We start from the raw sequence: 24,738 nt of genomic DNA, 5'->3' as shown, positions 1-24,738 counted from the left end.
ATGCTCGTACGCATGAACGACGACGCCTTCTGGGCTCTCATCGACGAGTTGAGCCGCCGGTCCGGCGACCGGGACGAACGCCTGGAGTGGCTGCGGGCGGAGCTGGTGCGGCGTCCGGTGGCCGAGAGCGTGGACTTCCAGGTGCGTCTGGAGCGGGCGTGCGAGAGGGCCGACACGCGCGCGATGTGGACGGCGGCGAACCGGATCGAGGGCGGTGCCTGCACGGACGACGGCTTCCACTACTTCACGCTGTGGCTGGTGGGCCAGGGCCGGAAGGCGTACGAGTCGGTCCTCGCCGACCCGGACGCGCTGGCGGACGTGCCCGGGGTGCGCGTGCTCGTGGGACGGCACCACGACGAGTGGGACGACGACGAGTGGCCCGAGTGGGAGGAGCTCGACTACGTCGCCCAGGACGCGTACGACGAGCTGACGGGCCAGGAGGACGACGACGGCGAGGAGTTCCTCGACGCCGTCGAGGAGGCGGAGGACGCCGCGGAGGCGGCGGGGGAGTGGGACGAGGACGAGGAGGTCCGGGGGGCCCGGCCGGAGGCCTCGGCACTGCCCCGGCTCACCGCCCTCTTCCCGCTCTCCTCCGGCTCCTAGGAGCCGGAGGAGCCGCGCGAGGTCGGGAGGCGCCCCGGCGTCTCGGGAGGCGCCCCCGCGACCTCAGGAGGCGGACGTGCCGCGGCGGCGGCCCAGGAGCAGGCTGCCCGCCGCGAAGACGGCGAGGGCGCCCGCGCCCGCGAGGGCCGTCGGCAGCGGCGAGGAGGGGGCCCCGGTGGTGTCGGCGGACAGGGCCGGGGGCCGCTCGTCGCCGCCGTGGCCCGCGTGGCTCACGGTGGACAGCTCGGCGCCGGCCGCGATCTTCGCCTCGGTCGGGGCCTGGGCCCCCGTCGTCGTGCCGCCGAAGGTGACGTCCGAGCAGCTGTAGAAGGCCTCGGGGCTGTCGTTGCGCTGCCAGATCTTGTAGACGACGTGGCGGCCGGTGCGGGCCGGGAGGGTGCCCGTGAAGGCGTAGTAGCCGTCGGTGGCGGTGCGGCCGGTGGCGTAGACGGCGACGGGGGTCGGGTCCAGGTCCGACCACTTCAGGGGGCGGGTGGGGTCGAACCCGGCCTTGGTGATGTAGACGGTCATCGTGCCCGAGTGCGGGGCCGTCACCCGGAACCTGAAGTCGAAGGAGCCGGCGGCGACGGCCGTGGCCGGCCAGTCGGTGCGCGCCCAGTCCAGGGCCCGGTACTTCTCGCGGTTGGCCGAGCAGAGCCTGCCGTCCGGGATGAGGGCCTGGTGCCGGCCGGCGGCGTCGGCGATGTTGACCTCGTTCCAGTCGTAGAGCGGCTGGGTGCCGGAGTCGGCGACGAGGTCCTTGCACACCTGCGACTTGGGCGTCTCGGGACCTTCGGCGTAGCAGGCCGCCACCCGGCTCACGGGGTTGAAGACGGCCCCGTGGGCGCTCGCGGTGGCGGGGGTGAGGCTGACCAGGGCCGCGGCGGCGGACAGGGCTGCGGCGCCGGTGACGGTACGGCGGGAGGACGGCATGCGGGGGCTCTCTCTCGTGCGTGGGGGAGTACGGGTGAGCAACGCGCTGCGGACGCAGGGGAGTTGGCCCCCGGGCGTCCGGCGGAGGAAGCCTCGCATTGGTCCATACCAATGAGCAAGGGGAGGGACGGAAAAAGGCGGCCTCCCGGGCGCCGCCGCACCCGGGAGGCCGCCGTCGGGCGGAGGGGCGGCTCAGCCGTTCGCGAGTGCCTGCACGCGCGAGTAGTCCCCGTTGAAGTGGTTGTGGTCGCCGACCGTCGGACCGGAGGAGGTGTACTGCCAGATCGTGTGGTAAGGCCAGCCGGCGGGGAGTTCGCCGACCTCGGAGGCGTACCGCGCGATCCACAGCGGGTTGGTGGAGCCGAAGGCCGGGGAGTTTCCGGTGCACTGCTTCCACCAGCTGGTGGCCGTGTAGATCACCGGGTCGCGGCCGGTCCGGTACCGGTAGCGGTTCACGAAGTCCTGGATCCAGGCGACCATCCCGGACGCCGTCTTGCCGTAGCAGGTCGCGCCGTACGGGTTCCACTCGATGTCCAGCACGCCCGGCAGGGTCCTGCCGTCCCTCGACCAGCCGCCGCCGTTGTTGACGAAGTAGTCGGCCTGGGCGGCTCCGGTCGTCGTGTCCGGGGTGGCGAAGTGGTACGTGCCGCGGATCATGCCGACGTCGTAGGAGCCGTTGTACTGCTGGGTGAAGTAGGTGTTCTTGTAGTACGTGCCTTCGGTCGCCTTGACGTAGGCCCACTTCACGCCGCTGTTCCACAGCGTGGACCAGGCCACGTTGCCGTTGTGGCTGGAGACGTCCACGCCTTCCGTCTGCGTGGCCAGGGTGGAGGCGCCGCCGGGCTTGGCGCCCTGGCCGTCGTGCGCGATCACGCCCATGCCCATGTAGGCGGAGCCGCGCGGGGGGACCGCCTGCCGGGCGCCCGGGTCCTGGGCGGCGGTGGCGGTGCCGGAGAGGCCGAGGGGGAGGAGGGTCAGGGCCGCGAGGGCGGCGCCGGCGAGGGTCGTTCCGGATCTGTGCACACGCATTGCGTGCCTCCGAAAGGCTCGGTGGGAGCGGGGGGCGGCAGAACCCGCGACATGGCCTGGAATGAACATGTCATTCAGGGCTGCCGCGAAAGACGCTACGCACGTAGACCCGCCCACGGAAGAGGGCCCGGTCGCCGCCGTTGGTCTACGCCTGCGAAATACTGAAGGAGCTGCGGCGATGGGCGCCCCGGCGAGAAACTTTCAGCGACCGGAAAGCGCGCGGGAGGTGCTGACGTGCACGGAAGCGGTACGGGAAACGAAGGCCGGGTCACCGCCGGAGGTGGTGTGGACCAGGAATTCCTCGCCCTCGAGCGGGAGCTGGCGGTCTTCCTGCGCCGCGCCCGCGCCCAGTCCGGCGAGATGGCCCGCGAGGTCCACCCCGAACTGGAGCCGGCCGCCTACGGCCTCTTCGTGCGCCTCGACGACGCCGGACCCCAGCGGGCCACCGAACTCGCCGGCTACTTCGGCGTCGGCAAGGCCACCATGAGCCGCCAGCTCCGCGCCCTGGAGGACCTCGGACTCGTCGCCCGCGACCCCGACCCCGCGGACGGCCGCGCCTCGCTGGTCCGCCTCACCGAGGAGGGCCGCAGCCGCTTCCGCAGCGTCCGCGACGCCCGGCGCGAACGCTACGTCCGCAAACTCGCCGACTGGGACCGTGCCGAGGTCGCCGAACTGGCCCGCCTCCTGCACCACTTCAACGTCCGCTCGGAAGGCTGACGCCCGGGCCGCCGCTCAGCGGTCCCACAGCTCCGCGTACACCGCGGTCGCGTCGTCGTGGAGCTTCCAGCGGCGCGGCCCGCCCACCCGCGCGTCGCCCGCCTCCAGGACCCGCACCCGGTGGAGCAGACCGGCCGGGCCCTCCTCGCGCAGCACGCCGAAGCAGTCCGCCCAGTCGCCCTCGCCGAACAGCTCCACCCAGCGGCTCGCCCCGTCCGTGAGCGCCGCCAGGGCCCGTACCTCCGCGCGCGGGGTCGCCCCGGTCACCGCCCGCGCCGCGACCGCGGGGTCGGCCGCCGCGGTGAAGAAGCCGCCCGCGCGGTTCCGCAGCCGGTCCGTCGCCTCCAGCGAGCGGCGCACCTCGTCCGGCACCCGGTCGAGCCGGTCGTCGAGCACCGCCCGCACCGTCCCGTCGGGGGCCTCCAGGAGGAGGGCGGAGTCGGAGAGGACGAGGTGCTCGACCCGGGCCTCGTCCCAGCGGGCGAGCACCACGGTCGCCTGGGGCGTTCGCACGTGAGAAAGGTCACAGGTGTCGCGGTGGGCGTCCGCGGTGCGCCGGATCGCCAGCGACAGGATCTCGGACAGGGACATGTCCCGGCGAGAACCGGACAGTTCGGTCAAAGCTCCGCCCAGTCGCGCGGTGAACCACGGGACCGTGTGCACACAACCGTCATCGCCGGCGGGAGGCGTCACGCCGTCGAGCAGGACGACCGCCCCTCCGCCGTCCGAGCTGGACGGAACGGTGGCCACCCAGTCCTCATTGGGGCGTTCGGGGCTGCCGGGGAGGGAGGCGACTTCGCTGCGCATGGCGTCCAGTCTGCCCGCCCCCGCGCGTCCTTCCCGGAACTCCTTCACGAGACCTGCAAATGACCGGAAAAGGCCTGTACCAACCTCGCGGACGCGGCCCGAGAGGCGGAAGGGGCACCTCCGGGAAACTGCGGGCGCGCATCCTGCCAAAGGCCGCCCGGAAGATCCAACCGGCGCCCCGCGCGAGCCCCTGGAATACGCCTCCGGAAGTTGTTCGCCAACTGCCGAGTGTTGTTCACTCGTTCGGGTGGCGGAGCGGCCGATGCCCGTCCCCCTGCCAGAAGCGCTGGAATGGTCGGAAGCCGTACCAGGGGTGGGGGCGCTCCATGTGACCGGCCGTCACCTCTGCTTCATCGGCGGACGAATCAAGAATGCGAGCACCGGTGCAGAAGAAGCGGCCTCGGAGCAACAACGGCACGCAGAGCCAGACCACCGGTGAGCCGCAGGCCCCCGCCGGTCGGCCCAAGCGCGTCCGCAACCGGCTGGTCGCCGGCGTCGCCCTCGTCGGCGTCACCGTCCTCGCCGCCGGAGCCCCCGCGATCCTCGCCGCCTCCGCCGAGCTCACCGAGTCCCAGCGCCTCGTCACCCTCGCCGAACTCGACCGGCAGGCCGTCACCCTCGCGCACTCCCTCGCCGACGAGCGCGACGAGGTCGTGGCGTACATCGCCGCCGGACGCGAGACCCAGACCGGCGACGCCAAGCACCGGCGGAAGGTCACCGACGCGCGCTCCACCCGCGTCGACCGCCAGATCGACGAGATCCGGGCCGCCGCCCCCGCCGAACTCCGCCGCGACCTCGCCGGCGTCCCCTCCGTCCGCCGCACCGCCCTCACCGGCAAGGGCACGGCCCTGGAGGCCCACAAGGCGTACACCGACGTCATCGGCAAGCTCCAGGCCCTCGCCGACGAGCTGGCCGACAAGACCCCGGCCCGCGCCTCCGACGCCGCGCTGACCGGGGCCACCCGCGCCCCCGCCGCCCTCGGCCGCGCCGTCGAACAGGCCTCCGCCACCCGCGGCCTGCTCCTCGGCGCGCTCTCCGTACCGCAGCCCGAGCCCACGGGGGGCGTCCACTACGACCCCCGGACGGGCACCTACGTCGCCGACGAGCCCGAGGGCGCCGCCGAGGCCGACCGGGCCCGCGACGGCCTCACCGCGGCCGCCCAGCAGGCCCGCGTCCGCGAGCTCGCCGCCCTCGGCGACTTCGACCAGGCCGCCGGTTCCACCGCCCGCGACTCCCTCGCGGCCACCGTCACCGGCCCCGACGTCAAGACCGCCGAACTCGCCCTCGCCAGCCTCACCGACCAGCCCAAGCTGACCGACGCCGAGCGCGGCACGGACCCGGTCGCCCTGGAGTCCGCCCTCTCCGCCCGCATCGAGCAGATGCGCGGCGTCGAGTCCGCCCTCGCCACCCAGCGGGTCGAACGCCTCGCCGCGCTCCGCGACGACGACGTCACCGCCCTCGAACTGCGCGTCGCCTTCCTCGGCGGCTGCCTCCTCGTCGCGGTCGGCGTCTCCACCTACGTCGCCCGCACCCTCACCCGGCCGCTCGCCGTGCTCCGCCTCGGCGCCGCCCGGCTCGCCGCGGCCCCCGAGCCGCACACCGAGGAAGCGATCCGCTTCACCGGCCGCAACGACGAGTTCGCCCAGGTCGTCCGCTCCCTCAACGCCCTGCACGGCAAGCTCGCCGGCCTCGCCGCGCAGACCGAGCGGCTCACCGACGAGCGCGCCGACCTGGCCGCCGCCAAGGAAGCCGTCGGCGCGGAACTCGCCACCCAGCGCGCCGACCTCCAGGGCCGGGTCGCCCTCCTCACCGCCGACCTCGAACGGCTCAGGGGCACCGTCCACCACACCTTCGTCAACCTCTCGCTGCGCAGCCTCGGGCTCGTCGAGCGGCAGCTCGGCGTCATCGAGAAACTGGAGGAGCGCGAGCAGGACCCGGACCGCCTCGCGACCCTCTTCAAGCTCGACCACATGGCGACCGTCATGCGCCGCCACAGCGAGAACCTCCTCGTCCTCGCCGGCCACGAGCACGTCCACGGCCACGCCGGGCCCGTCCCGCTCGTCGACGTGCTGCGCGCGGCCGTCAGCGAGATCGAGCGGTACGAGCGGGTCACCATCCAGTCGCTGCCGCCGCACGCCCAGGTCGCCGGCTTCGCCGCGGACGACCTGAGCCACCTGGTGGCGGAGCTCCTGGAGAACGCCACCTCCTTCTCGCCGCCCGACGCCGAGGTCCAGCTCTCCGGCTGGCTCCTGGAGAGCGGCGAGGTGATGCTCTCCGTGCAGGACTCGGGCATCGGCATGACCGCCGCCCGGTCCGCCGAGCTCAACGCGCGCCTCGCCGAGGCCGACCCGGAGGCCTTCGAGGGCGAGGGACTCGGCATGCGGGTCATCGCCCTGCTCGCCGCCCGCCACGGGGTGCGCGTCGAGCTGCGCGAGCAGAAGCCGGGGGGCACGGCGGCCGTCGTGGTCCTGCCGCTGCCCCTGCTGCCGACCACCCCGCCGACGGCCGTGTCGGAGCCCGTGCGGGTCGCCGGCTCCGCGCCCGCGATCCAGCTGCCCGGCTCGGTCGCGGAGGCCAACTCCAACACCCTGCCGCCCCGGCACCGCGACCCCCTCGTGGAGGCGGCGGAGGCCGCGTTCCTGGCGACGGGGGCGGAACAGCACCGGGAGCAGGACCCGCCGCACGCCCCCGAGCCGGAAGCCTCGCCCGAGGCGCCGTACGCCCCGGAACAGGGAGCGGCCCACACGCCCGCGTACGCCCCGGAGCCCGAGCAGTCGGCGCCCGAGCCCGCGTACGCCCCCGAGCCGGAAGCCGCGCCCGAGGCGCCGTACGGGCCCGTCGAGCCCACCGGGCCCGTCGAGTCCGTCTCCGAGACCACGCTCCAGGTCCGGCTGCCCGACCCGCCGCCGGAGCCGGACGCCCACGAGCGCGCCGCCGACGGCGAGGAGGCGGCCCCCCTGGAGGCGACCTTCGTGGAGGCGGCCCCCGTGGAGGCGGCCCCTCTGGAGGCGGCCCCCGTGGAGGCGGCCCCTCTGGAGGCGGCCCCCGTGGAGGCGGCCCCTCTGGAGGCGACCCCCGTGGAGGCGGCCCCCGCCGACGGGACGGTGCCCGGTCCGCGCCCCGCGCAGTGGGAGCGGGTCACCGACAAGGGGCTGCCCAAGCGCACCCCGCAGGTGGTCCGCCAGCCCTCCGCCCCCACCACGCCCCGCCAGGGCGGCGTGGACGCGGAGGCACTGCGCCGCCGGCTCGGAGGCTTCCACCAGGGCGCCAAGGCGGGGCGCCGGGACGTGGAGGCGGAGCTGGGCGCGGCGCGCACGGAAGCCACGAAGACCGCACGTACAGGGGAGAAGACGGGGGACACAGTCGAGGAGGCACGCAGTTGACCGCGACGGGAACGTTCGGACTGAGCACGGAAGCCCGCAACCTGCAGTGGTTGCTGGGGAATCTGGTGGAGGAGGTCCCGGGGGTCCGCTCGGTGGCCGTCGTCTCCTCCGACGGCCTGATGCTGCTCTCGTCGGATCCGGCCACCCAGCAGGCCCCGGCGGCCACCACGGGCGCCGGGCGTCCCGACGGGCCGCGCGGCTCCAGCGCCGATCTGGCCACCATCGTCTCCGGCATCGGCAGCCTCACCATCGGGGCGGCCCGGCTGATGGACGGCGGTGGCGTCAAGCAGACGATGGTGGCGATGGAGGAGGGCAGCGTCTTCGTCATGTCGATCAGCGACGGCTCGCTGCTCGGCGTGCACGCCACGCCCGACTGCGACATGAGCGTCGTGGCGTACCACATGGCGCTCTTCGTGGGCCGCGCCGGTCACGTACTCACCCCCGAAGTCCGCAGCGAGCTGCGCAAATCGATGGAGAGCACCCGGTGACGGCCATGTCCTCGGCGCATCACGCCTTCAAGCTGCCGGTACGGGGAGGGGGACGGCGCCCCGCGCGCGTGCGCCCCTACTCGCTGACCGGCGGCCGGACCCGCTTCGGTCACGTCCTGCTCGTCGAGACCTTCGTGGCCGCGCTCGAAGCGCCCGCCACCCGCAAGGTCCTTACGGACGGGGGGCCCGCGGCCCGCGGCCTGATGCCGGAGATGCGGGCCATCGTCGAGATCTGCCGCCGGATGCGGACGGTCGCGGAGATCTCGGCACTTCTGAAGATGCCGTTGGGGGTCGTCCGGGTGCTGCTCAGCGACCTGGCCGACCAGGGAAAGATCCGTGTGTACGGGACCGGTCACGGCACCGGGCAGCCCGACCGCGCGCTCCTCGAAAGGGTGCTGAGTGGACTCCGTCGTCTCTGACGCCGCCGCCGTCTCCGAAACGCCGGCGGTCGCCGTCGGCATCCCCGCCCAGCCGGGGTCCGCATCGCGCGAACCGGTCGCCGAGGAGGCCGCCACCGACGGGGTGGACACCGAGGAGGGCGCCCAGGACTGGCAGCTCGACCACTCCCGCGCCCCGATCGCGACGAAGATCGTCGTCGCGGGCGGCTTCGGCGTCGGCAAGACCACCTTCGTCCGCGCCGTCTCGGAGATCACCCCCCTCCAGACCGAGGCGCTGATGACCCGGGCGAGCGAGGACACCGACGACCTCACCGCCACCCCGGACAAGCTCACCACCACGGTGGCGATGGACTTCGGCCGGATCACCCTCGACAACGACCTGGTGCTGTACGTCTTCGGCACGCCGGGACAGCAGCGCTTCTGGTTCATGTGGGACGACCTGGTGCGCGGGGCGATCGGGGCGATCGTGCTCGCCGACACCCGCCGGCTCACCGACTGCTTCCCGGCGCTCGACTACTTCGAGAGCTGCGGGCTGCCGTACATCGTGGCCGTCAACCACTTCGAGGGCACCGAGCTGTTCGAGGCGGAGGACGTGCGGGAGGCCCTGACCGTGCCCGCGCACGTGCCCGTGGTGATCATGGACGCGCGCAAGCGGTACAGCGTCGTCGAGACCCTGCTCGCGATGGTCGCGCACGCCCTCGAAGCCACGCCCGAATAGTCCGCCCCCCCCGAACAGTTCGACCCGTCACGCCAGGAGCCCCGCCCATGCGGAAGATACTCATAGTCGGCGCCGGCCAGTCCGGCCTGCAGCTCGCCCTCGGACTCCAGTCGCAGGGGTACGAGGTCACCCTCATGTCGAACCGGACCGCGGACGAGATCCGGGCCGGCCGGGTCATGTCCACGCAGTGCATGTTCGACACCGCCCTCCAGCACGAGCGGGACCTCGGTCTCAACTTCTGGGAGTCCCAGGCCCCGAAGATCCAGGGCCTCGGCGTCTCCGTCGCCGGCCCCGACTCCGCCCGCCTGATCGACTGGGTCGGCAGGCTCGACGGCTACGCCCAGTCGGTCGACCAGCGCGTGAAGATGGCCGGCTGGATGGACACCTTCGCCCAGCGCGGCGGCCAGCTGGTGATCCACGGCGCGGCCGTCGGCGACCTGGACTACTTCTCCCGCGGCTACGACCTGGTGCTCGTCGCGGCCGGAAAGGGCGAGCTGGTCTCCATGTTCGGCCGGGACGCGTCCCGTTCCCCGTACAGCGAGCCGCAGCGCGCCCTGGCCGTCGCGTACGTCCACGGCCTCGGCCCGCGCCCCGAGCACCCGGACTTCGACGCGGTCCGCTGCAACGTCGTCCCGGGCGTCGGCGAGCTCTTCGTCATGCCGACCCTCACCACCGGCGGCCGCGCCGACATCCTCTTCTGGGAGGGTGTCCCCGGCGGCCCGCTCGACGTCTTCCGGGGCGTCAAGGACCCCTCCGAGCACCTGGCGCTGACGCTGGAGCTGATGGAGAGGTTCACCCCCTGGGAGTACGCGCGGGCGACGAAGGTCGAGCTGACCGACGCGGGCGGCACCCTCGCCGGCCGGTACGCGCCGACCGTCCGCAACCCCATCGGCCGGCTCCCCGGCGGCGGACTGGTCCTCGGCGTCGCCGACGTCGTCGTCGCCAACGACCCGATCACCGGCCAGGGCTCCAACTCGGCGTCCAAGTGTGCCGCCGCGTACCTCGCCGCCATCGTCGAGCGGGGCGACGAGCCCTTCGACGAGGAGTGGATGCAGAGCGCCTTCGACCGCTACTGGAAGACGGCCCAGCCCGTCACCAAGTGGACGAACGCGATGCTGGCGCCCCCGCCGGAGCACGTCCTGAACCTGCTCGGCGCGGCCGGACAGCTCCAGCCCGTCGCCGACCGCTTCGCCAACGGCTTCAACGACCCGGCGGACTTCGAGAACTTCTTCTTCGACCCCGAGAAGACGAACGCGTACCTGGCCGAGGTCGCCGCCGGCTAGTGGCCCGTCGACGGCCGGTCCCGGAGAAGGAGAAGGGGCCGGCCGTCGACGGGAAGAGGGCCGGTGCCCGGACGAGACCGCCGCCTTCGAGGAGCGGTACGGGTCTCCCGCGCGGCGCACGGAGGCCCTCGCGTGGCGCGGACCCGAGGCGTCGGCCGCCACCGCGTTCGCCGGGCGGCAGCTCGCGGCCGTGCGGACGGTCCGCGCCGGGGAGTCGGGGCGCCCCGTCGCCCGGGACGGTCCCGCCTCCTACGAGGAGGGCGCGGACGAGGGGCGCGCGCCGGACACCGGCGGCTGGTCGCTGGGCGGGTTCGTCGTGGGCGCCGGCTGCCTGCTGGGGACGGTCGCCCTCGAGGGCGCCCGGGTGCCCGGCGTCATCTCGCTCCTCGGCGACTGACGGTCCTCCTCCGCGCGCCGGACGGCGAGCGGGGCCAGGAGGCCGGTCAGGGCGAAGAGGGCCTCCACGGCGAACCAGCCGGGCCGGCCCCAGCCGATGCAGAGCGCGATGAGCAGCCCGGGTCCGAGGGACTCGGAGAGACCGGCGCCCAGGCCGAAGACGCCCAGGTACTGACCGGTGGCGCGGGGCGGTGCGAGGGCGTACGAGACCTCGAAACCGCCCGCCGCGTGCCAGAGTTCGCCGACCGTGTGGACGACCACGGCGGTCAGGAGCAGGACCACCGCCACCGCGACGGGCGTCCCGGCGGAGAGCGGGACCAGGGCGCAGGAGACGAGGAAGGCCGCTCCCGCGCGCCGGTAGGCGCGGCCGCCGGCCCGGGGCGAGTCGACGCCGCGGCTCGCCCGCACCTGGAGGCCCACGACGAGGACGGTGTTGGCGAGCATGGTGCCGGAGACCAGCCAGTGCGGGGCGGCGGTGGACCCCACCAGCCAGAGCGGGATCGCGACGGTGAGCACCTTGAACTGGATCGCCATGACGCCGTCGAGCGCGGTGAGCGCCAGGTGCGGCCGGTCCCGCAGCGCGATCCACCGGGGCCCGCGGGCGACGGGTGCGGGCGCGACGGGCGGCAGCAGGAGCAGGACGGCGGCGGAGGCCGCGAACGCGAGGGCGTTCCCGGCGACCAGGACCTGGTAGGCGCCGGGCGTGCCGACCTGGACCGCCCACCCCGCGAGGAGCGCCCCGAAGGAGATGCCGACGTTGGTCACGGCCCGCAGACGGGCGCGGAACTCCTGCGGCCTCTCCCCTCCGTGGTGCCGGATGAGCGGCGCCCGGGCGGCGAGGCCCGCCGCCTTCGCGCCGGTGGCCGCGGAGACGGAGAGGACGAACGGCCAGAAGCCGTCGGCGAGGACGAAGGCCGCCGTGGCGAGCGCCTGCACCGCGAGCGTGGACACCAGGACCCCGCGCGCTCCGCGCCGGTCCGCGAGGTGGCCGACGGCGATCCCCACGACCAGTGAGAACAGTCCGGCGACGCCGAGCCCGAACCCCACGGTGGCGGCGGGGAGGCGCACGGCCTGGGTGAAGTACAGCACTCCGGCGGTCAGGAAGAGGCCGCTGCCGACGGCGTTGACGAAGTTCGAGGCGGCGAGCACGCGTTGAGGCCGGGTGTCCGGCAGGGGTCCGGGCATGACGGGGCTCCGCGTCCGGTAGGGGCGATCGGCCATCGGTAAGGACCCGGTAAGCTTGTTGCATATTACTTTCGAGGGCAAGGCCCCTTGCGGCGGCGGGAGTTCAGCTCCGGTCGTAGCCCTCGTCCCCGCCGTCCCCCGCGCCCGCCGGAAGCTCGGGCGGGACGTACTTCTCCAGGGCCGTCTCCTCCGGATCGGGCCGTACGGCCCCGAGCACCGGGTTCGCCGCGAGCGGGGAGACCTTCACCTTCCCGCCGGGACGCGGGGCCTGCACCACCAGGCCCTCGCCCAGGTAGAGGGCCACATGGGTCGCGCCCGGGAAGTAGACCACCAGATCGCCCGGACGGAGCTCGGTCAGCGGCACCCGGCGCAGGGTCTCCCACTGCTCCTGACTGGTCCGCGGCAGCTCCCGGCCGGCCGCCGCCCACGCCTGCTGCGTCAGCCCCGAGCAGTCGTACGCCTCCGGGCCCTCCGCCCCCCACTCGTACGGCTTGCCGATCTGCTCCACCGCGAAGCGCAGCGCCTCCGCGCCCGCCCGGGACGGGGTGCGCGGGCCGTCCAGGACCCCGGAGCCGAGCAGCTCGCTCTGCGCGCCGGCGGTCTGGACCCGTTCGAGCTCGGTGATCCGGGCCAGCTGGTCCGGCGACAGGGCGGCGAGCAGCTTCTCCACCTGGAGCAGCTTGGCCCGCGCCTCGTCACGCCGGGCGCGCTGCGCGGCGGCGAGCCCCTGCTGCCGGTCCAGCGCCTTGCGGGAGGCGCTCGCGAGGCGGCCGGCCTGCCGCTCGGCCCTGGTGAGCCGGGAGACGGCGGTGGCCCGGTCGCGGGCCGCGCGGGCCACCAGGTGCTCCTGGTCCAGGGCCGACCGGGGGTCCGCGGCGAAGAGCAGGCGGACGTACGAGGGGAACGACGAGAACGCGGACCTGCCCTGGTACTGGTCCCGGGCGATCCGTCCGGCCGCGGCACGGCCCTGCGCCAGCGCCGTCCGGGCGGCGGTGAGCCGGGCGGTGACCTTCTTCGTGTCGGTGGCCTGGCGCTTCAGCGCCTCCTCCGCGGCGTTGTACCGCTCGGTCGCGGCCTCGGCCTGCTGGTACAGCGTCCGCAGCCGGGTGAGCAGCCCGCTGACGGAGCTCCCGCCGGGGGCGGGGAGCGCGGCGGCGTCGTCCTCGACGGGGGGAGCGGCGGTGGGGGAGGACGGGGGCGCGGAGGGGGGCGGGGGCACGGGGGCGGGGTCGGCCGGGGCCGTCGGGTCGACGGGGTCCGCGCCGGGGCTCTGGCCGGGACTCGTGGCGGGACTCGGGCCGGGAACCGGGCCCGTCACGGGATCCGAACCCGCGTCCGCTTCCGTGGCGGCCGGTGCGGCGGGGTCGACCGGGCCGACCGGTTCCGCCGCCGGGTCCGCCCGGGCGATCGGGGCCTCCGCCGGGGGAGCCGCGGGCGGGTCCGGGGCGGCGCCCGCCGGGAGCGTCCCCGTGAGCGCCGTCGCCGCGGCGAGCGCCCCCGTGCAGACCGTGCGCAGCAGTCTTCGTGACACGTCACCACCTCCACGGGGGATGATGACAAGTCACTTCATGCGATTACCGTACGAATCGGGGCGCGCCCCTCCGCGTCACTCGTTCGGCTCCGGCCTCGGCTCCTGCTTCGGCGTCGGCTTCGACCACGGCCACTTCAGCTCGCGCCGCTCCCGCCCCTCGGGGACGTACACGTAGACCCAGCCGCGCTGGAGCCCGAGCCGCTTCGTGTAGCCCGCGGGCTCGCGCCGATAGGCGTACAGGGCCGGCGGGCGCCCGTCGTGCGCCGGGACCGGGACCTCGTACCACTTCGGCGGGTGGCCGGTCGGGCCGAGCAGGATCGGCAGGACCCGCCCGTCGAGGGGGCCGCCGCGGAAGGGGGTGTTCTCGCTCTTCACCCCCACAGTCTCCCCCGGCCCCGGACTCACAGCAGGTGCGCCGCCTCGCCCGCCATCGGGATCACCCGCCGGGCCAGCGCCGCCACCGGCCCCTCGGGGGACTCCTGCGCGAGGAGCCGCTTCACGACCCCCGCCGTCTCCCCGTCGCTCGCCGCGGTCGCCGCGAGCAGGGCGACGAGATGGTCGACGAGCCAGTCCCGCAGTTCCGCCGCCGGCGGCTGCTTCCCCCCGTCGAGCCAGATGAGCGAGGCGGCCTCGACGGCGGCGATCCACGTCCGGACGAGCATGTCGAGCCGGGGGCCCGGACGCTCCGCCCCGAGGTGGACGAGGATCTGCTCGGCGGCGGCCCGGCGCACCTCGTCCACGATCGCGGAGGTCCGGGAGGTCTCGGCGACGCTGCCGCCGCGGAGCAGCGCGCTGAACCCGGCGTCGTGCCCGTCGACGAAGGCCAGGTAGCGGTCGAGCACCCGGCCGAGCCGCTCCGTCGGAGGCCCGGCCGGCGGCTCGGTGAAGCAGCGGTTCAGGGCGTCGGCGGAGGAACGCAGGGCCACCTCGTACAGCTGCTGCTTGCCGCCGGGGAAGTAGCGGTAGACGAGGGGCCGCGAGACGCCGGCCGCCTCGGCGACGTCGTCGAGCGAGACGTCCTCGGGCGCGCGGTGGGCGAAGAGCTCCTGGGCGGTCTCGAGGAGCTGCCCGCGCCGCTCCTCGACGCTGAGCCTGCGGTACGCGGGGGTGGCGGCGCTCGTCATGGACCGCAGCGTAACCGCGGGGCCGGTCCCTCGGGTGGCGTCCCCCGGGGCTTCCGGAGCGGGGGCCCCGCACCGGGCGCGCAGGACCGCCCTTCCCCCGTGCGCGGCTGTGCGCGACTTGTTGACGATCCGTCTACCAACGTGTGAGCCTGCTGCGAACGGACGGAAGGAGTCGCCAGTGTCGACGCACGACCTCTATGTGAACGCCCCCGCCGGATCCGTCTGGGAGGTGCCCGCCGCCGGTGCCGCCCGCTTCTCCTGGGACTACGACGACGGTCGCGAACGCCTCCTCGCCCTCTACCAGAAGGGCAAGGACAAGCAGTGGGACGGTGCCACCCGGATCGACTGGGGCATCGAGGTCGACCCGTACGACCCGCTCGGCACCCCCGACGAGGTCCTGACCCTCCACGGCACCCGCCACTGGGCGAAGATGACCGAGAAGGACAAGGGGGACCTGCGCCGGCACTACGCCTCCTGGCAGTTCAGCCAGTTCCTCCACGGCGAGCAGGGCGCCATGGTCTGCGCCGCCAGGATCGTCGAGTCCGTCCCCGACCTGGACGCCAAGTTCTACTCGGCCACCCAGACCATGGACGAGGCCCGGCACGCCGAGATCTACGGCCGCTTCCTCCACGAGAAGATCGGGATGCTGTATCCGATCAACGACAACCTCAAGGGCCTCCTCGACGACACCCTGCGCGACTCCCGCTGGGACATGCCCTACCTCGGCATGCAGGTCCTCATCGAAGGACTCGCCCTCGCCGCCTTCGGCATGATCCGCGACACCACCGACAAGCCGCTGCCGAAGCAGATCCTCGCGTACGTGATGCAGGACGAGGCCCGGCACGTCGCCTTCGGCCGGATGGCGCTGCGCGACTACTACAAGCAGCTCACCGACGCCGAACTGCGCGAGCGCGAGGAGTTCGTCATCGAGGGCTGCCACCTGATGCGCGACCGGCTGCGCGGGGTCGAGGTCCTGGAGGACTTCGGCATCCCGAGGAAGGAGGCGGAGGAGCTCAGCGAGCAGAGCGAGTTCCTGCACCTCTTCCGCAAGCTCCTCTTCAGCCGGATCGTCCCCTGCGTCAAGGACATCGGCCTCTGGGGCGAGCGCCTCCAGAAGGCCTACCTGGACATGGGCGTCTTCGACCTCGGCGACTCCAACCTCGACCTGCTGATGAGTCAGGACGAGGAGATCGCGGAGGCGCTGGACCGCGAACGGTTCGCGGCGGAGGAGGCGGAACGGGTCGCCGAGGTGGAGGCCGCGATCGGGCAGGGGGCGGCGGAGGGGGAGTGAGGGGGGCCGTAAGGGTGCCGTAGCGTGCCCGTCATGGCCATGCCGCCACCGTCGAGCCCGCCGCCCCACCCTCCGTACGGCGGCCCCGTACCGCCCCCGCGGCGGCCCGGCGCGTTCGGGGCTCCGCAGGGGCATCCCCCTCAGGGCGTTCCTCCGCAGGGATGCCCCCCTCAGGGCGTCCCTCCGCAAGGCGTCCCGTCGCCGTACCCCGGGCCGGGCGCGGGCGCCTGGGGGCCGCCGCTCGTGGGACCGCCGCCGAAGAAGAAGCCGCCGGCCGGAGCGATCGTCGCCCTCGTCACCCCCGAGACGGCCACCACCGACCCGGAGGACGTCGACCTGGCCGGACTCGCCGCGACCACGGTCAGGATCCGCGCCGAGGTCCGCAAGCCGCTCGGCTGACACCGGAGCAGGGGACAGCGGCAGGGGGCCGGGAGGGGCGTGGGGCCCGGTGGAGCGGGCTTACGGCCCGGAGGGGGCGGACCGGGGCCCGGAGGGGGCGGGCTGCGGATTCCGCGCCTCCGCCTCCAGTCTCAGCGCCTCCTCCATCACCGCCTTCGCGACCGGCGCCGCGCTGCCGCCCCCGCTGATGTCCGTGCGGGAGGCCTCCGCGTCCTCGACGACGACCGCCACCGCCACCGCCGGCTGGGCCGCGTCGTCCGCCTGCGCCCAGGCGATGAACCAGGCGTACGGGGTGCCCGTGTTGCCGAAACCGTGCTGGGCGGTGCCCGTCTTGCCGCCGACCCGGGCCCCGGGGATCGCCGCGTTCGTGCCCGTGCCCTCCTCCACGGCCCGCACCATCAGCCGCTGCAGCTGCATCGCCGTCGCGGGGTTCATCGCCTGCCGGTAGCTGCGGCGGCCCGTGCGGTTCACGGTCGTGCCGCGGGAGGTCGTCGTGCGGTCGACGAGGTACGGGTGGGCGATCTCCCCGTTGTTGGCGACGGCCGCCGCCACCATCGCCATCTGGAGCGGGGTCGCCGTCGTGTCGAACTGCCCGATCGACGACAGCGCCAGCTGGTCCGGGCTCATCGCGCGGTCGAAGTTGGACCTCGCCACCCAGGACGGCACCCGGAGCCCCGTGTCGTTGAAGCCGAACCGCTCCGCCGCGTCGACCATCTCCGTCAGCCCCACCTTCACCCCCAGTCCGGCCATCACCGTGTTGCAGGACCACTGGATCGCCGACGCGAGGGACGCGTCGCCGCAGCCCGTCGCCTCGTTCGGCAGCACCTGCCGGGTGCCGGGCAGCACGAACGGGTCCGGGGTGTCCGTCGGCGCGTCCACGTCCCGCACCACCCCCGCGTCCAGCGCCGCCGCGGCCGTCACGATCTTGAAGGTGGAGCCCGGCGGGTACGTCTGCCGCAGCGCCCGGTTCAGCATCGGCTGGTTCGGCGAGGCGTTCAGCCGCCGCCAGGCGTCCTTGACGCCCTGCCCGGTCCCGGAGAGCACCCCCGGGTCGTACGAGGGCGAGCTGACGAGCGCCAGGATCCGGCCGCTGGACGGCTCGACCGCCACGACCGCGCCCCGCTTCCCGTCGAGCCCCCGGAAGGCGGCCTCCTGCAGGGGGGCGCGGATCGTCGTCACCACGTCGCCGCCGGGCTGCCGGCCGCGGGTGAGGTCGTCCCAGAGGGGCAGCGGCGCCAGCATCGGGTCGGTGCCCGCCAGGATCGCGTCCTCGGCGTGCTCGACGAGCGTCGTGCCGTACGTCTGGGAGGCGTAGCCGGTCAGCGGCGCGTACAACGGCCCCTGCTTGTAGGTCCGTTCCCAGCGCAGCTGCTGTCCGCTGTCCCGGGAGCCGGTCACCGCCTTCCCGTCGACGACGATCTCGCCGCGCGGCTTCGCGTACCGCTCGATCGCGATCCGCCGGTTGGCCGGGTCGTCGTCGAGGGAGTCGGCCTCGAAGACCATGACCCGGGCGGCGTTGACGAGCAGCGCCACCAGGAGGACGAGACAGAGCGCGGCCGCGCGCCGGATGTACCGGACCATCGGACCTCCCCGTCCGCCGGAGCCGGCCGCCGGGCGGTCCCTCCGGGTGCCGGGGCCGGTCGCCGGGCGGTCTCCCGGGGTGTTGGAGTCCTTCACCGCGCGGCCTCCCCGACCTTGGCGAGTTCTCCGGTGTCGGCGGCGTCGGGCCGGGGCGCGCGGGCCGAGTCGCTGACCCGGATGAGGAGCGCGACGATCACCCAGTTGGTGACGACCGAGGAACCGCCCTGCGCCAGGAACGGCATCGCCATGCCGGTCAGCGGGATCAGCCCCATCACCCCGCCCGCGATCACGAAGACCTGGAGCGCCACGATCGAGGCGAGGCCGATCGCGAGCAGCCGCCCGAAGGGGTCGCGCAGCGAGAGGCCGGCGCGGTAGCCGCGGGCGACGAGCAGCGCGTACAGCAGGAAGAGCGCGGTGAGGCCGACGAGTCCCAGTTCCTCGCCGGCCGTCGCCAGGATGAAGTCCGACTTGGTGGCGAAGCCGATGAGGACGGAATGGCCGAGACCGAGCCCGGTGCCCAGCATCCCGCCCGCGGCGAAGGCGAAGAGCGACTGGGCGAGCTGCCCCGGTCCCTCGCCCGCGCGGATCGAGGCGTACGGGTCGAGCCAGTCCTGCACCCTGCTGTGGACGTGCGGTTCGAGCGAGCCGACGAAGAAGGCGCCGGCGGAGGCCAGGACGAGGCCGACCGCGATCCAGCCGGTCCGGCCGGTCGCCACGTACAGCATGATCACGAAGAGGCCGAAGAAGAGCAGTGAGGTCCCCAGGTCCCGTTCCAGGACGAGGACGCCGACGCTGAGCAGCCAGATCGCCACGATCGGCCCGAGGACCCGGCCCGTCGGGAACTGGAACTTCCAGATCCGGCGGCCGGTGTACGCGAGCGCGTTGTGGTTGGCGGCGAGGTACGCGGCGAAGAAGACCGCGAGCAGGATCTTGGCGAACTCGCCCGGCTGGAAGGAGAGGCCGCCGAGCCTGATCCAGATCTTGGCGCCGTTCACCGCGGGGAAGAAGATCGGCAGGATCATCAGGGCGAGCGCGGCGGCCACCGAGACGTACGCGTACCCCTGGAGCGTCCGGTGGTCGCGCAGCAGCAGGACGACCACGATGAACAGCGCCACCCCGACCGTCGACCAGACCAGCTGCGTCGTCGCCGCCTGGTCCTTCGGCGTCTCCAGGTCGAGGCGGTAGATCAGCACCAGGCCGAGGCCGTTGAGCAGGACCGCGATCGGCAGCAGCAGGGGGTCGGCGTACGGGGCGCGGAAGCGGACCGCGAGATGGGCGACGAGCGCGAGCAGCCCGAGCCCGGCCCCGTAGCGGGCGGCGTCGGGCGGCACGGCGCCGCCGCGGACGAGGCCGACCTCGGCGTAGCCCAGGACGGCGATCAGGACCGCGCCGATCAGGAGCGACAGCTCCACGCCGCGCCGCTTCGGGACGCGGATGGCGGGCGGTGGTGCGGTCATGGCCGCAACGTAGCAAGCGGTATGCCCTATGTCCCTTTTGTGTGACGGTGTGCCGTGTTTGTGTGGGCGCGTCGGCCCTGCACGGAGGCGCGTCGGCCCTGCGCGGAGGCGCGTCGGCTTTGCGTGCGGGCGGCCGTCACTCCTCGGACCCGGACGCGGGCTCGGGCTCGTCGAACCGTACGTACTCCGGCAGTCGCAGCCGGGCCTCCGCGCCCCCGTCCGGGGCGGCGGCGAAGACCAGCTCGGCTCCGATCACCTCCGCCTGCCCCACCGCGATGGTCAGCCCGAGGCCGTGCCCCTTGCTCCCGCTCTCGGTACGGAACCGCTGCGGCCCCGACTCCAGCAGGTACGCCGGGTACCCCGGACCGTGGTCCCGCACGGACACCACCGGGCCGTCCACCGTCACCACCACCGGTGGCGCCCCGTGCTTGTGGGCGTTGGCCACCAGGTTGCCGAGCACCCGCTCGACCCGCCGCCGGTCCGTCTCCACCGTGGCGTCCCGGACCACCCGCACCTCCGTGTCCGTGCCCGAGGCGCGCACCACCCGTTCGGCGAGCGGGGCGAGCTCGTGCACCGCCAGGTCCACGGTCTCGGTACGGGCGTCGAGCCGCGAGATCTCCAGGAGGTCCTCGGTGAGACCCCGCATCGCCCGCACCCGGTCCCGCACGAGCTCCGAGGGCCGGCCCTCCGGCAGCAGCTCGGCCGCGGCCGAGAGCCCGGTCAGCGGGGTCCGCAGCTCGTGCGCCACGTCGGCGGTGAACCGCTGCTCGCTCTGCAGCTTGCGCTGGAGCGAGGAGGCCATGGTGTCGAGCGCCCCGGAGACGGTGGCCACCTCGTCCTGGGGCCGGGTCGGGTCCTTCGTGCGGGGATCGTCCACGCGCGCGTCGAGGTCGCCGGCGCTGATCCGGCGGGCCACCTGCGCGGTGAGGTGCAGGCGGCGGGTGACCCGGGTGACGGCGAAGGCGCCGACGAGCAGGGTCGCCCCGATGGCCAGGACGGAGGAGCCGAGGATCGAGCGGTCGAGGGCGTCGATCGTCTCGGCGCTCTGGGTGTAGTCGAGGCGTACGGCGAGGGCGCGGCCGCCCGCGGGGCCTGCTCCGGGGCGGTCCGCCGGGCCGTCGGCCGGGCTTGTCGCGGGGCCGTCCGCCGGGCCCGCGGCCCACATCGTCGGCCGGCCCCCGTGCTCCGCGACCATCGTGCCGCGTTCCCCGCGCGCGGCGAGCGCCCGCAGCGGGGCCGGGAGGCCGGGCGGGTCGACGCCCGCGAACCGGGGGAGCGGCTCGCCCGCCTCGTAGAGACCGCTGACGTCGGTGAGCCGCGCCAGGGCCTTCTCCCGGGAGTCGTTCACGGTCTGGCCGGCCACCGAGACGTGGACGAGGACGCCGAGCAGGGCGGCGAGGGCGCAGGACATGACCACGATGAAGACCGCGGCCTTCCAGGTGAGGGTCGCGGTCCAGGCGGGCCGCCGGGGCGCCCTCATGGCGTCGCCTCCGGCGGGAGGGGAACGGGTCTGCCCGTGGGCGTCGGCGTCGGGCCCACCAGGTGGGGCGCGGGCACCATGGAGGGCCCGGCGTCGGAGGGCTTCACCCGGACGATCTCGTCCCGGGTGGGCAGCATGCTGCCCTGCTGCTCGTCCCAGGACCAGGCGGTCCGGTACTCGTACCCGGGAATGCCGGCCGAGCCGACCCGCATGATCAGGTCCCGGCCCGCCAGCTCCACGCTGATGACCTGGTCGACGGTGGACATGATCCGGGTCAGACCGCCGTTCTCGGCGACGTAGACCCGCACTCCGACCTGCTGGTCCGGCATCCGGATCCCGACGATCAGCTCGTCCCGGCCGTTGCCGGTGAGGTCGCGGTAGTACGGCCGCAGGACCGGACAGGCGGCCGGTGCCGCGCCGCAGGCCTCGATCGCCCGGGCGGTCTGCTCGTACAGGCCGTCCGCGCCGGTGCGCGCGTCGGGGCGGGCGCGGACCTCGGCGCGGACGACCGCCACCGGGTCGACGGAGTGGACGTCGTTGTCGGGGACTTCCATGCCGGGGACGCGCTGGATGTCGGACTCGCCGTAGTCGATCGGCGGATTCGTGGCGGGCGGCAGATCGGGCCAGAGCCGGACGGGCCCCACGGCCGTGGGCGTGGGCCCGGCGCTCTCGAGCCCGCCCTCGCCGCCACCGCAGCCGGCGAGCGCGAGGCCGAGACCGAGGGCGCACAGGAAGCCGGCGGCGCACCGGAGGCCCGTGGCGTTCCGGGCGCCGGTGACGCTCCGGGCGCCGGCGGCGTTCCGGGCTCCCGCCGCGCTCCGGGCGCCGCGCGGTCCCGTCCGCTGCCGTCCGCGTGGTCTCCCACGGCGCGCTCCGCGCGGTCTCACGCTGCTCCTCGGTCGGGTCGGTGGGGGATGGGGCTCCCCGTAGACCTTATGCGGAGTGAAGTCCTTTTTGTCTCACCATCGGACCGCCTTCGGCGAGGGGTCCTCCGGGTGGTCCTTCCGGTGATCCTCCGGCTGGTCCGCCGGGGCCCGTCGAGCGCCCCGGCGGGCGGCCCTAGAACGCCCCCCGCTCCATCCGGGCCAGCGCCGCCCGGCACAGGGTCAGCAGCTTCTCGTCGAGGTGGATGTCATGGCTGCCGGAGCTGCCCTCGCGCGCATTGTGGCGGCGCCTTCGGGTCAGCTCGGTGAGGACGACCAGCTGCGCCTGCGAGGCCGCCGGGCCCATCTCCGCCAGACACTCCGCGATGTCCACGCGCGCGTGCCGGTTCTCCTCCCAGGCCGCGAGCAGCACCGGGAGCGACGCCGACGCCTCGCCGGAGACCCGCCACAGCGCCGCCGCGCCGCGGACCCGCACCCACAGGTCCCGCGAGGCCAGACCGGGCCGCAGGGCCGGGGCCGCCGAGGCGGCCGCCGGGCCGATCTCGCCGAGGACCTGCGCGGCGGCGCACCAGTCCGCGTCCGGCGTGCCCGGCCGCAGCCACCGCTCCAGTGCCGGCACCACGTCTCCTCGGTCCCCCTCGGCCGCCCACAGCGCCCGCGCCGCCGCAGTGGCCACGGAGGCCGACTCGGCGGCCAGGAGTCTTCGCACGTCCGGAACGGCCTCCCGGGCGGCGGGCCCGAAGGCGGCCAGGGTCCGCAGGGCGGCCTCCCGCACCCAGTCGCGCCGGTTCGCCGGCGCTTCCCGCAGCATCCGCAGCACCTCGGGCAGGGCCTGGGAGCCCCGCACGGCCGCCAGGGCGTACAGCAGCGGCGCCGCCCGGTCGTACAGCCGCTCGTCGAACTCGACCTCGGCGAGCCGGCGCCGGAGCAGCGGGGCGAGCATCGCCGCGGAGGGGCCGAGCCCGTCCACGGCGTACAGCAGCTCGCGCCGCACCTCGGCCTCCTCCAGGGCGCGGGCGAGCAGCGGCACCGCCCGGGTGTCCCCGGCGCGGGCCAGCGCGAGCAGCGCCCCGTCCCGCCCGGACCGCCCGACGAAGGGGCTCTGGCCGGTGGCGTGCGCGGACCCGGCCGGTCGCGTGACGCCCGGCCCCGTGGCATCCGGCCCCGTGGTGCCCGGTCCCGTGGCATCCGGTCCCGTGGTGCCCGGTCCCGCGGCGAGACGGGAGGCGAGTGCGTCGGCGGCGGGCGCGCCGAGCTCGAAGAGCCGCTCCAGGAAGGACGTGGCCGCCTCCCGGAGCCGGGGCTCGGGGTCCTGGAGCTGGGCGCCGACGAGCCGGACGACCTCCTCGTACCGCCCGCGCCAGAGCCGTATCAAACCGCCGCACAGCCAGATCGCGTCCGAGCGCTGCCCCCAGTCGGGGCTGCGCAGCTGGGCGAGGATCAGCGCGATCCGGTCGTCGACCCGGTCGTCGAGCGCCGCGTGCAGGGTCCGCAGCAGCTCCTCGGTCCACGGGGCGGGCCGCCCCGCGGCGTGCTCCTCCAGGAGCTCGCGGACCTGCCCGATGAGGGTCGGCGCCGCGGCCCGCTCGGTGCCGGGGGCGGCCGACCGGTTCACCGAGGTCCGGATCTCCTCCAGGAGTCCCGTCACCCACGGCACCACGTCGTCCGGGATGTCGCCGGGCGCGCAGCGCGCCCGCTGCGCGAGGGCCGCGAGCCGCAGCCCGGGGTCCTGCGCGGCGCGGGCGAGCCAGTCGAGCCAGTCGACGGTCTCGGCGCGCAGCGAGGCGTGCCGCAGGGCGATCCGCCCGACGGCGGCCACCAGCGCGAGCCGCACCTCGGTGTCGCGCTCGACGGTGAGCCGCTCCCGCAGCAGGGACAGCACCCGGGCGGGCTCGGGGTGCAGCGAGGCGAGCGCGCACGGGGCGGCGAGCCGCACCTCGGGGTCGGGGTCCGAGACGAGACCGAGGAAGACGTCGGCCCCGGCGGCGATGGCGGCGGCGGCCATCGCGTAGTTGGCGGCGGGGATGAACTCCTCTTCTTCGGAGCAGAGTTCGTCCAGTTCCTCGTCGTCGTCGAGTTCGATCCCGCCGATGCTGGTGAGCAGCTCGACGATGCACCCCCGGTCCTGGACGGAGGGGTCGGCGACGAGTTCGAGGAGGAAGGGGATGCAGGCGAGCGTCGAGTCGTACACGTCGCCCTGGTGGTGCACCGCGCCGTACATGCCGTCGAGGGCGGTCTCCCGCTCCGCGGGGTCGGCGGAGGCGAGTCCGCGGAGCAACTCCGGCACGTCGTCCGCGGGGCCGTACGCGTGCCCCAAAGAGGCCCAGTCGACCTCCTCGATCCCCGTCAGCATTGCCAGGCCGCCTTCCCCGTGAGCGCTGTGCCAGGCAGCAAGTGTGCACCACAGGAGGGACAACGAAGCCGAACCGGCGACACCGGCCTTGCGGGGAGGGCCCGTTGCGGTCTCTTTGCGCCATGTACGGTGCGGAGCAAGGCAGTTGCGGTCGGTGCCCGCCCGTACGACACGCCGGTGCCGTACGAGGGGGACGGGGCCGTCGAGCGGGCCCCACCCCCTGTGCCTTCCCTCCGTCCCCTTCCCCCCGCACCCCTCCCTCCGCCCCCTTTCCCCGTCCGCCCCTCCCTCCGCCCGGACGCGGACGAGCGCGGCCGTCTCGTACCGCCCGCCGCGGGCTCCCCGGCCTCGCGGGACTGCGCGGAGGACGGCCGGGGCGAGGCGGAGATCGCCGGGCCGGGCGAGGCGGGCCGCTTGACGACGACGCCTTCGACGTCAAGCGGCCCACGGCTCCCGGAGGAAGCCCCGCGCGATCCCCTCCGTCCGCCGCGGCCGGCACCCACTGGAGCGACGGCTCGCCCCCCTACCTTCCCCCGCGACACCCCCACGCCCCGGAGCCGCGCCCCGCCCACCGTGCCCACCCCGCCCACCGCCTTCACCGGCCGGGACCTCGCACCCTCACCCGTCCCCGGCCCTGGGGCACGGGACGGCTCCGGCCCGCCCGGGTGCGAGGAGCGGTGCCATGAGCCTCCCGTACC

21 protein-coding genes and 1 pseudogene are annotated in these 24,738 nt (G+C 74.6%); 10 read left to right on the top strand and 12 right to left on the bottom strand.

Translation table 11 applies throughout. From position 1 onward, the window contains the following. Positions 1 to 12 precede the first annotated feature (12 nt). On the top strand, positions 13 to 603 hold the full coding sequence (locus IE180_RS01100) for a DUF4240 domain-containing protein (RefSeq protein WP_229860233.1): 591 nt from the start codon (positions 13 to 15) through the stop codon (positions 601 to 603). 63 nt (positions 604 to 666) lie between these two features. On the opposite strand, the gene IE180_RS01095 is transcribed toward IE180_RS01100, so the two are convergent. Both IE180_RS01095 and IE180_RS01090 read right to left on the bottom strand, forming a co-directional pair. Beyond that, positions 667 to 1,536, bottom strand: a complete 870-nt coding sequence (locus IE180_RS01095) for a lytic polysaccharide monooxygenase auxiliary activity family 9 protein (protein WP_190154822.1) — start codon at positions 1,534 to 1,536, stop codon at positions 667 to 669. A gap of 192 nt (positions 1,537 to 1,728) precedes the next feature. Next, positions 1,729 to 2,565 (bottom strand): lysozyme, encoded by an 837-nt coding sequence (locus tag IE180_RS01090; protein ID WP_190154821.1) that lies wholly within the window; start codon positions 2,563 to 2,565, stop codon positions 1,729 to 1,731. A gap of 234 nt (positions 2,566 to 2,799) precedes the next feature. On the opposite strand from IE180_RS01090, the gene IE180_RS01085 reads away from it, so the two are divergent. Further along, the gene (locus IE180_RS01085; protein ID WP_190154820.1) at positions 2,800 to 3,282 is read left to right on the top strand and encodes a MarR family winged helix-turn-helix transcriptional regulator; all 483 of its coding nucleotides are present in this window, start codon (positions 2,800 to 2,802) and stop codon (positions 3,280 to 3,282) included. A 15-nt stretch (positions 3,283 to 3,297) separates the two neighbouring features. Here the strand turns inward: IE180_RS01085 and IE180_RS01080 are convergent, their stop codons facing one another. Then, the gene (locus tag IE180_RS01080) at positions 3,298 to 4,089 is read right to left on the bottom strand and encodes a protein phosphatase 2C domain-containing protein (RefSeq protein ID WP_190154819.1); all 792 of its coding nucleotides are present in this window, start codon (positions 4,087 to 4,089) and stop codon (positions 3,298 to 3,300) included. A gap of 371 nt (positions 4,090 to 4,460) precedes the next feature. Here IE180_RS01080 and IE180_RS01075 point away from each other — a divergent pair, with 371 nt between their 5' ends. From IE180_RS01075 to IE180_RS37315, 6 genes and pseudogenes are all read left to right on the top strand, one after another. Next, positions 4,461 to 7,472: a sensor histidine kinase gene (locus IE180_RS01075; protein WP_229860232.1), complete on the top strand. Its 3,012-nt coding sequence runs from the start codon at positions 4,461 to 4,463 to the stop codon at positions 7,470 to 7,472. Beyond that, on the top strand, positions 7,469 to 7,960 hold the full coding sequence (locus IE180_RS01070; protein ID WP_190154818.1) for a roadblock/LC7 domain-containing protein: 492 nt from the start codon (positions 7,469 to 7,471) through the stop codon (positions 7,958 to 7,960). The genes IE180_RS01075 and IE180_RS01070 overlap by 4 nt, the downstream gene beginning before the upstream one ends. Positions 7,961 to 7,965: 5 nt before the next feature. Then, on the top strand, positions 7,966 to 8,379 hold the full coding sequence (locus tag IE180_RS01065) for a DUF742 domain-containing protein (protein ID WP_190154817.1): 414 nt from the start codon (positions 7,966 to 7,968) through the stop codon (positions 8,377 to 8,379). After that, complete coding sequence (locus tag IE180_RS01060) at positions 8,360 to 9,076, top strand: GTP-binding protein (protein ID WP_190154816.1); 717 nt, start codon at positions 8,360 to 8,362, stop codon at positions 9,074 to 9,076. The genes IE180_RS01065 and IE180_RS01060 overlap by 20 nt, the downstream gene beginning before the upstream one ends. Before the next feature lie 47 nt (positions 9,077 to 9,123). Next, complete coding sequence (locus IE180_RS01055) at positions 9,124 to 10,359, top strand: styrene monooxygenase/indole monooxygenase family protein (RefSeq protein WP_190154815.1); 1,236 nt, start codon at positions 9,124 to 9,126, stop codon at positions 10,357 to 10,359. A gap of 112 nt (positions 10,360 to 10,471) precedes the next feature. Continuing rightward, a pseudogene (locus IE180_RS37315) lies at positions 10,472 to 10,684 on the top strand (DUF6584 family protein); the annotation flags it as partial. Here the strand turns inward: IE180_RS37315 and IE180_RS01050 are convergent. The 4 genes from IE180_RS01050 to IE180_RS01035 all read right to left on the bottom strand — a co-directional run bounded on the left by IE180_RS01050 (position 10,609) and on the right by IE180_RS01035 (position 14,595). Next, positions 10,609 to 11,940 (bottom strand): MFS transporter, encoded by a 1,332-nt coding sequence (locus IE180_RS01050; RefSeq protein WP_190154814.1) that lies wholly within the window; start codon positions 11,938 to 11,940, stop codon positions 10,609 to 10,611. The pseudogene IE180_RS37315 and the gene IE180_RS01050 sit on opposite strands and share 76 nt — an antisense overlap. A gap of 103 nt (positions 11,941 to 12,043) precedes the next feature. Next, positions 12,044 to 13,471, bottom strand: coding sequence for a C40 family peptidase (locus IE180_RS01045; protein ID WP_190154813.1), 1,428 nt, complete (start codon positions 13,469 to 13,471; stop codon positions 12,044 to 12,046). Positions 13,472 to 13,546: 75 nt separating this feature from the next. After that, entirely contained in the window at positions 13,547 to 13,846 is a 300-nt protein-coding gene (locus IE180_RS01040) for a DUF8847 domain-containing protein (RefSeq protein WP_190154812.1), read from the bottom strand. A 26-nt stretch (positions 13,847 to 13,872) separates the two neighbouring features. After that, a complete protein-coding gene (locus tag IE180_RS01035) occupies positions 13,873 to 14,595 on the bottom strand; it encodes a TetR/AcrR family transcriptional regulator (protein WP_190154811.1) in 723 nt (240 codons plus the stop codon). A gap of 178 nt (positions 14,596 to 14,773) precedes the next feature. On the opposite strand from IE180_RS01035, the gene IE180_RS01030 reads away from it, so the two are divergent. Further along, on the top strand, positions 14,774 to 15,886 hold the full coding sequence (locus tag IE180_RS01030; RefSeq protein ID WP_190154810.1) for a ferritin-like domain-containing protein: 1,113 nt from the start codon (positions 14,774 to 14,776) through the stop codon (positions 15,884 to 15,886). Between the two features lie 243 nt (positions 15,887 to 16,129). Then, positions 16,130 to 16,285 (top strand): hypothetical protein, encoded by a 156-nt coding sequence (locus IE180_RS01025; protein WP_190154809.1) that lies wholly within the window; start codon positions 16,130 to 16,132, stop codon positions 16,283 to 16,285. Positions 16,286 to 16,345: 60 nt separating this feature from the next. Here IE180_RS01025 and IE180_RS01020 read toward each other — a convergent pair whose 3' ends face one another. From IE180_RS01020 to IE180_RS01000, 5 genes are all read right to left on the bottom strand, one after another. Then, positions 16,346 to 17,866 carry a penicillin-binding transpeptidase domain-containing protein gene (locus IE180_RS01020; protein ID WP_190154808.1) on the bottom strand — a complete coding sequence of 507 codons (1,521 nt, stop codon included), beginning with the start codon at positions 17,864 to 17,866 and terminating at the stop codon, positions 16,346 to 16,348. Positions 17,867 to 17,958: 92 nt separating this feature from the next. Then, on the bottom strand, positions 17,959 to 19,323 hold the full coding sequence (locus tag IE180_RS01015; RefSeq protein ID WP_190154807.1) for an FtsW/RodA/SpoVE family cell cycle protein: 1,365 nt from the start codon (positions 19,321 to 19,323) through the stop codon (positions 17,959 to 17,961). Between the two features lie 136 nt (positions 19,324 to 19,459). Further along, a complete protein-coding gene (locus tag IE180_RS01010) occupies positions 19,460 to 20,803 on the bottom strand; it encodes an ATP-binding protein (protein WP_190154806.1) in 1,344 nt (447 codons plus the stop codon). Further along, entirely contained in the window at positions 20,800 to 21,534 is a 735-nt protein-coding gene (locus IE180_RS01005) for a hypothetical protein (protein ID WP_190155188.1), read from the bottom strand. The genes IE180_RS01010 and IE180_RS01005 overlap by 4 nt, the downstream gene beginning before the upstream one ends. Positions 21,535 to 21,862: 328 nt before the next feature. Further along, positions 21,863 to 24,040 carry a PBS lyase gene (locus IE180_RS01000; protein ID WP_190154805.1) on the bottom strand — a complete coding sequence of 726 codons (2,178 nt, stop codon included), beginning with the start codon at positions 24,038 to 24,040 and terminating at the stop codon, positions 21,863 to 21,865. Positions 24,041 to 24,738 lie beyond the last annotated feature (698 nt).

It is taken from the genome of Streptomyces litmocidini, from assembly GCF_014649755.1.
Lineage (GTDB): Bacteria > Actinomycetota > Actinomycetes > Streptomycetales > Streptomycetaceae > Streptomyces > Streptomyces litmocidini.
The sequence above is the reverse complement of the archived record's forward strand: the minus strand, read 5'-3'. Positions and strand labels throughout refer to the sequence as shown.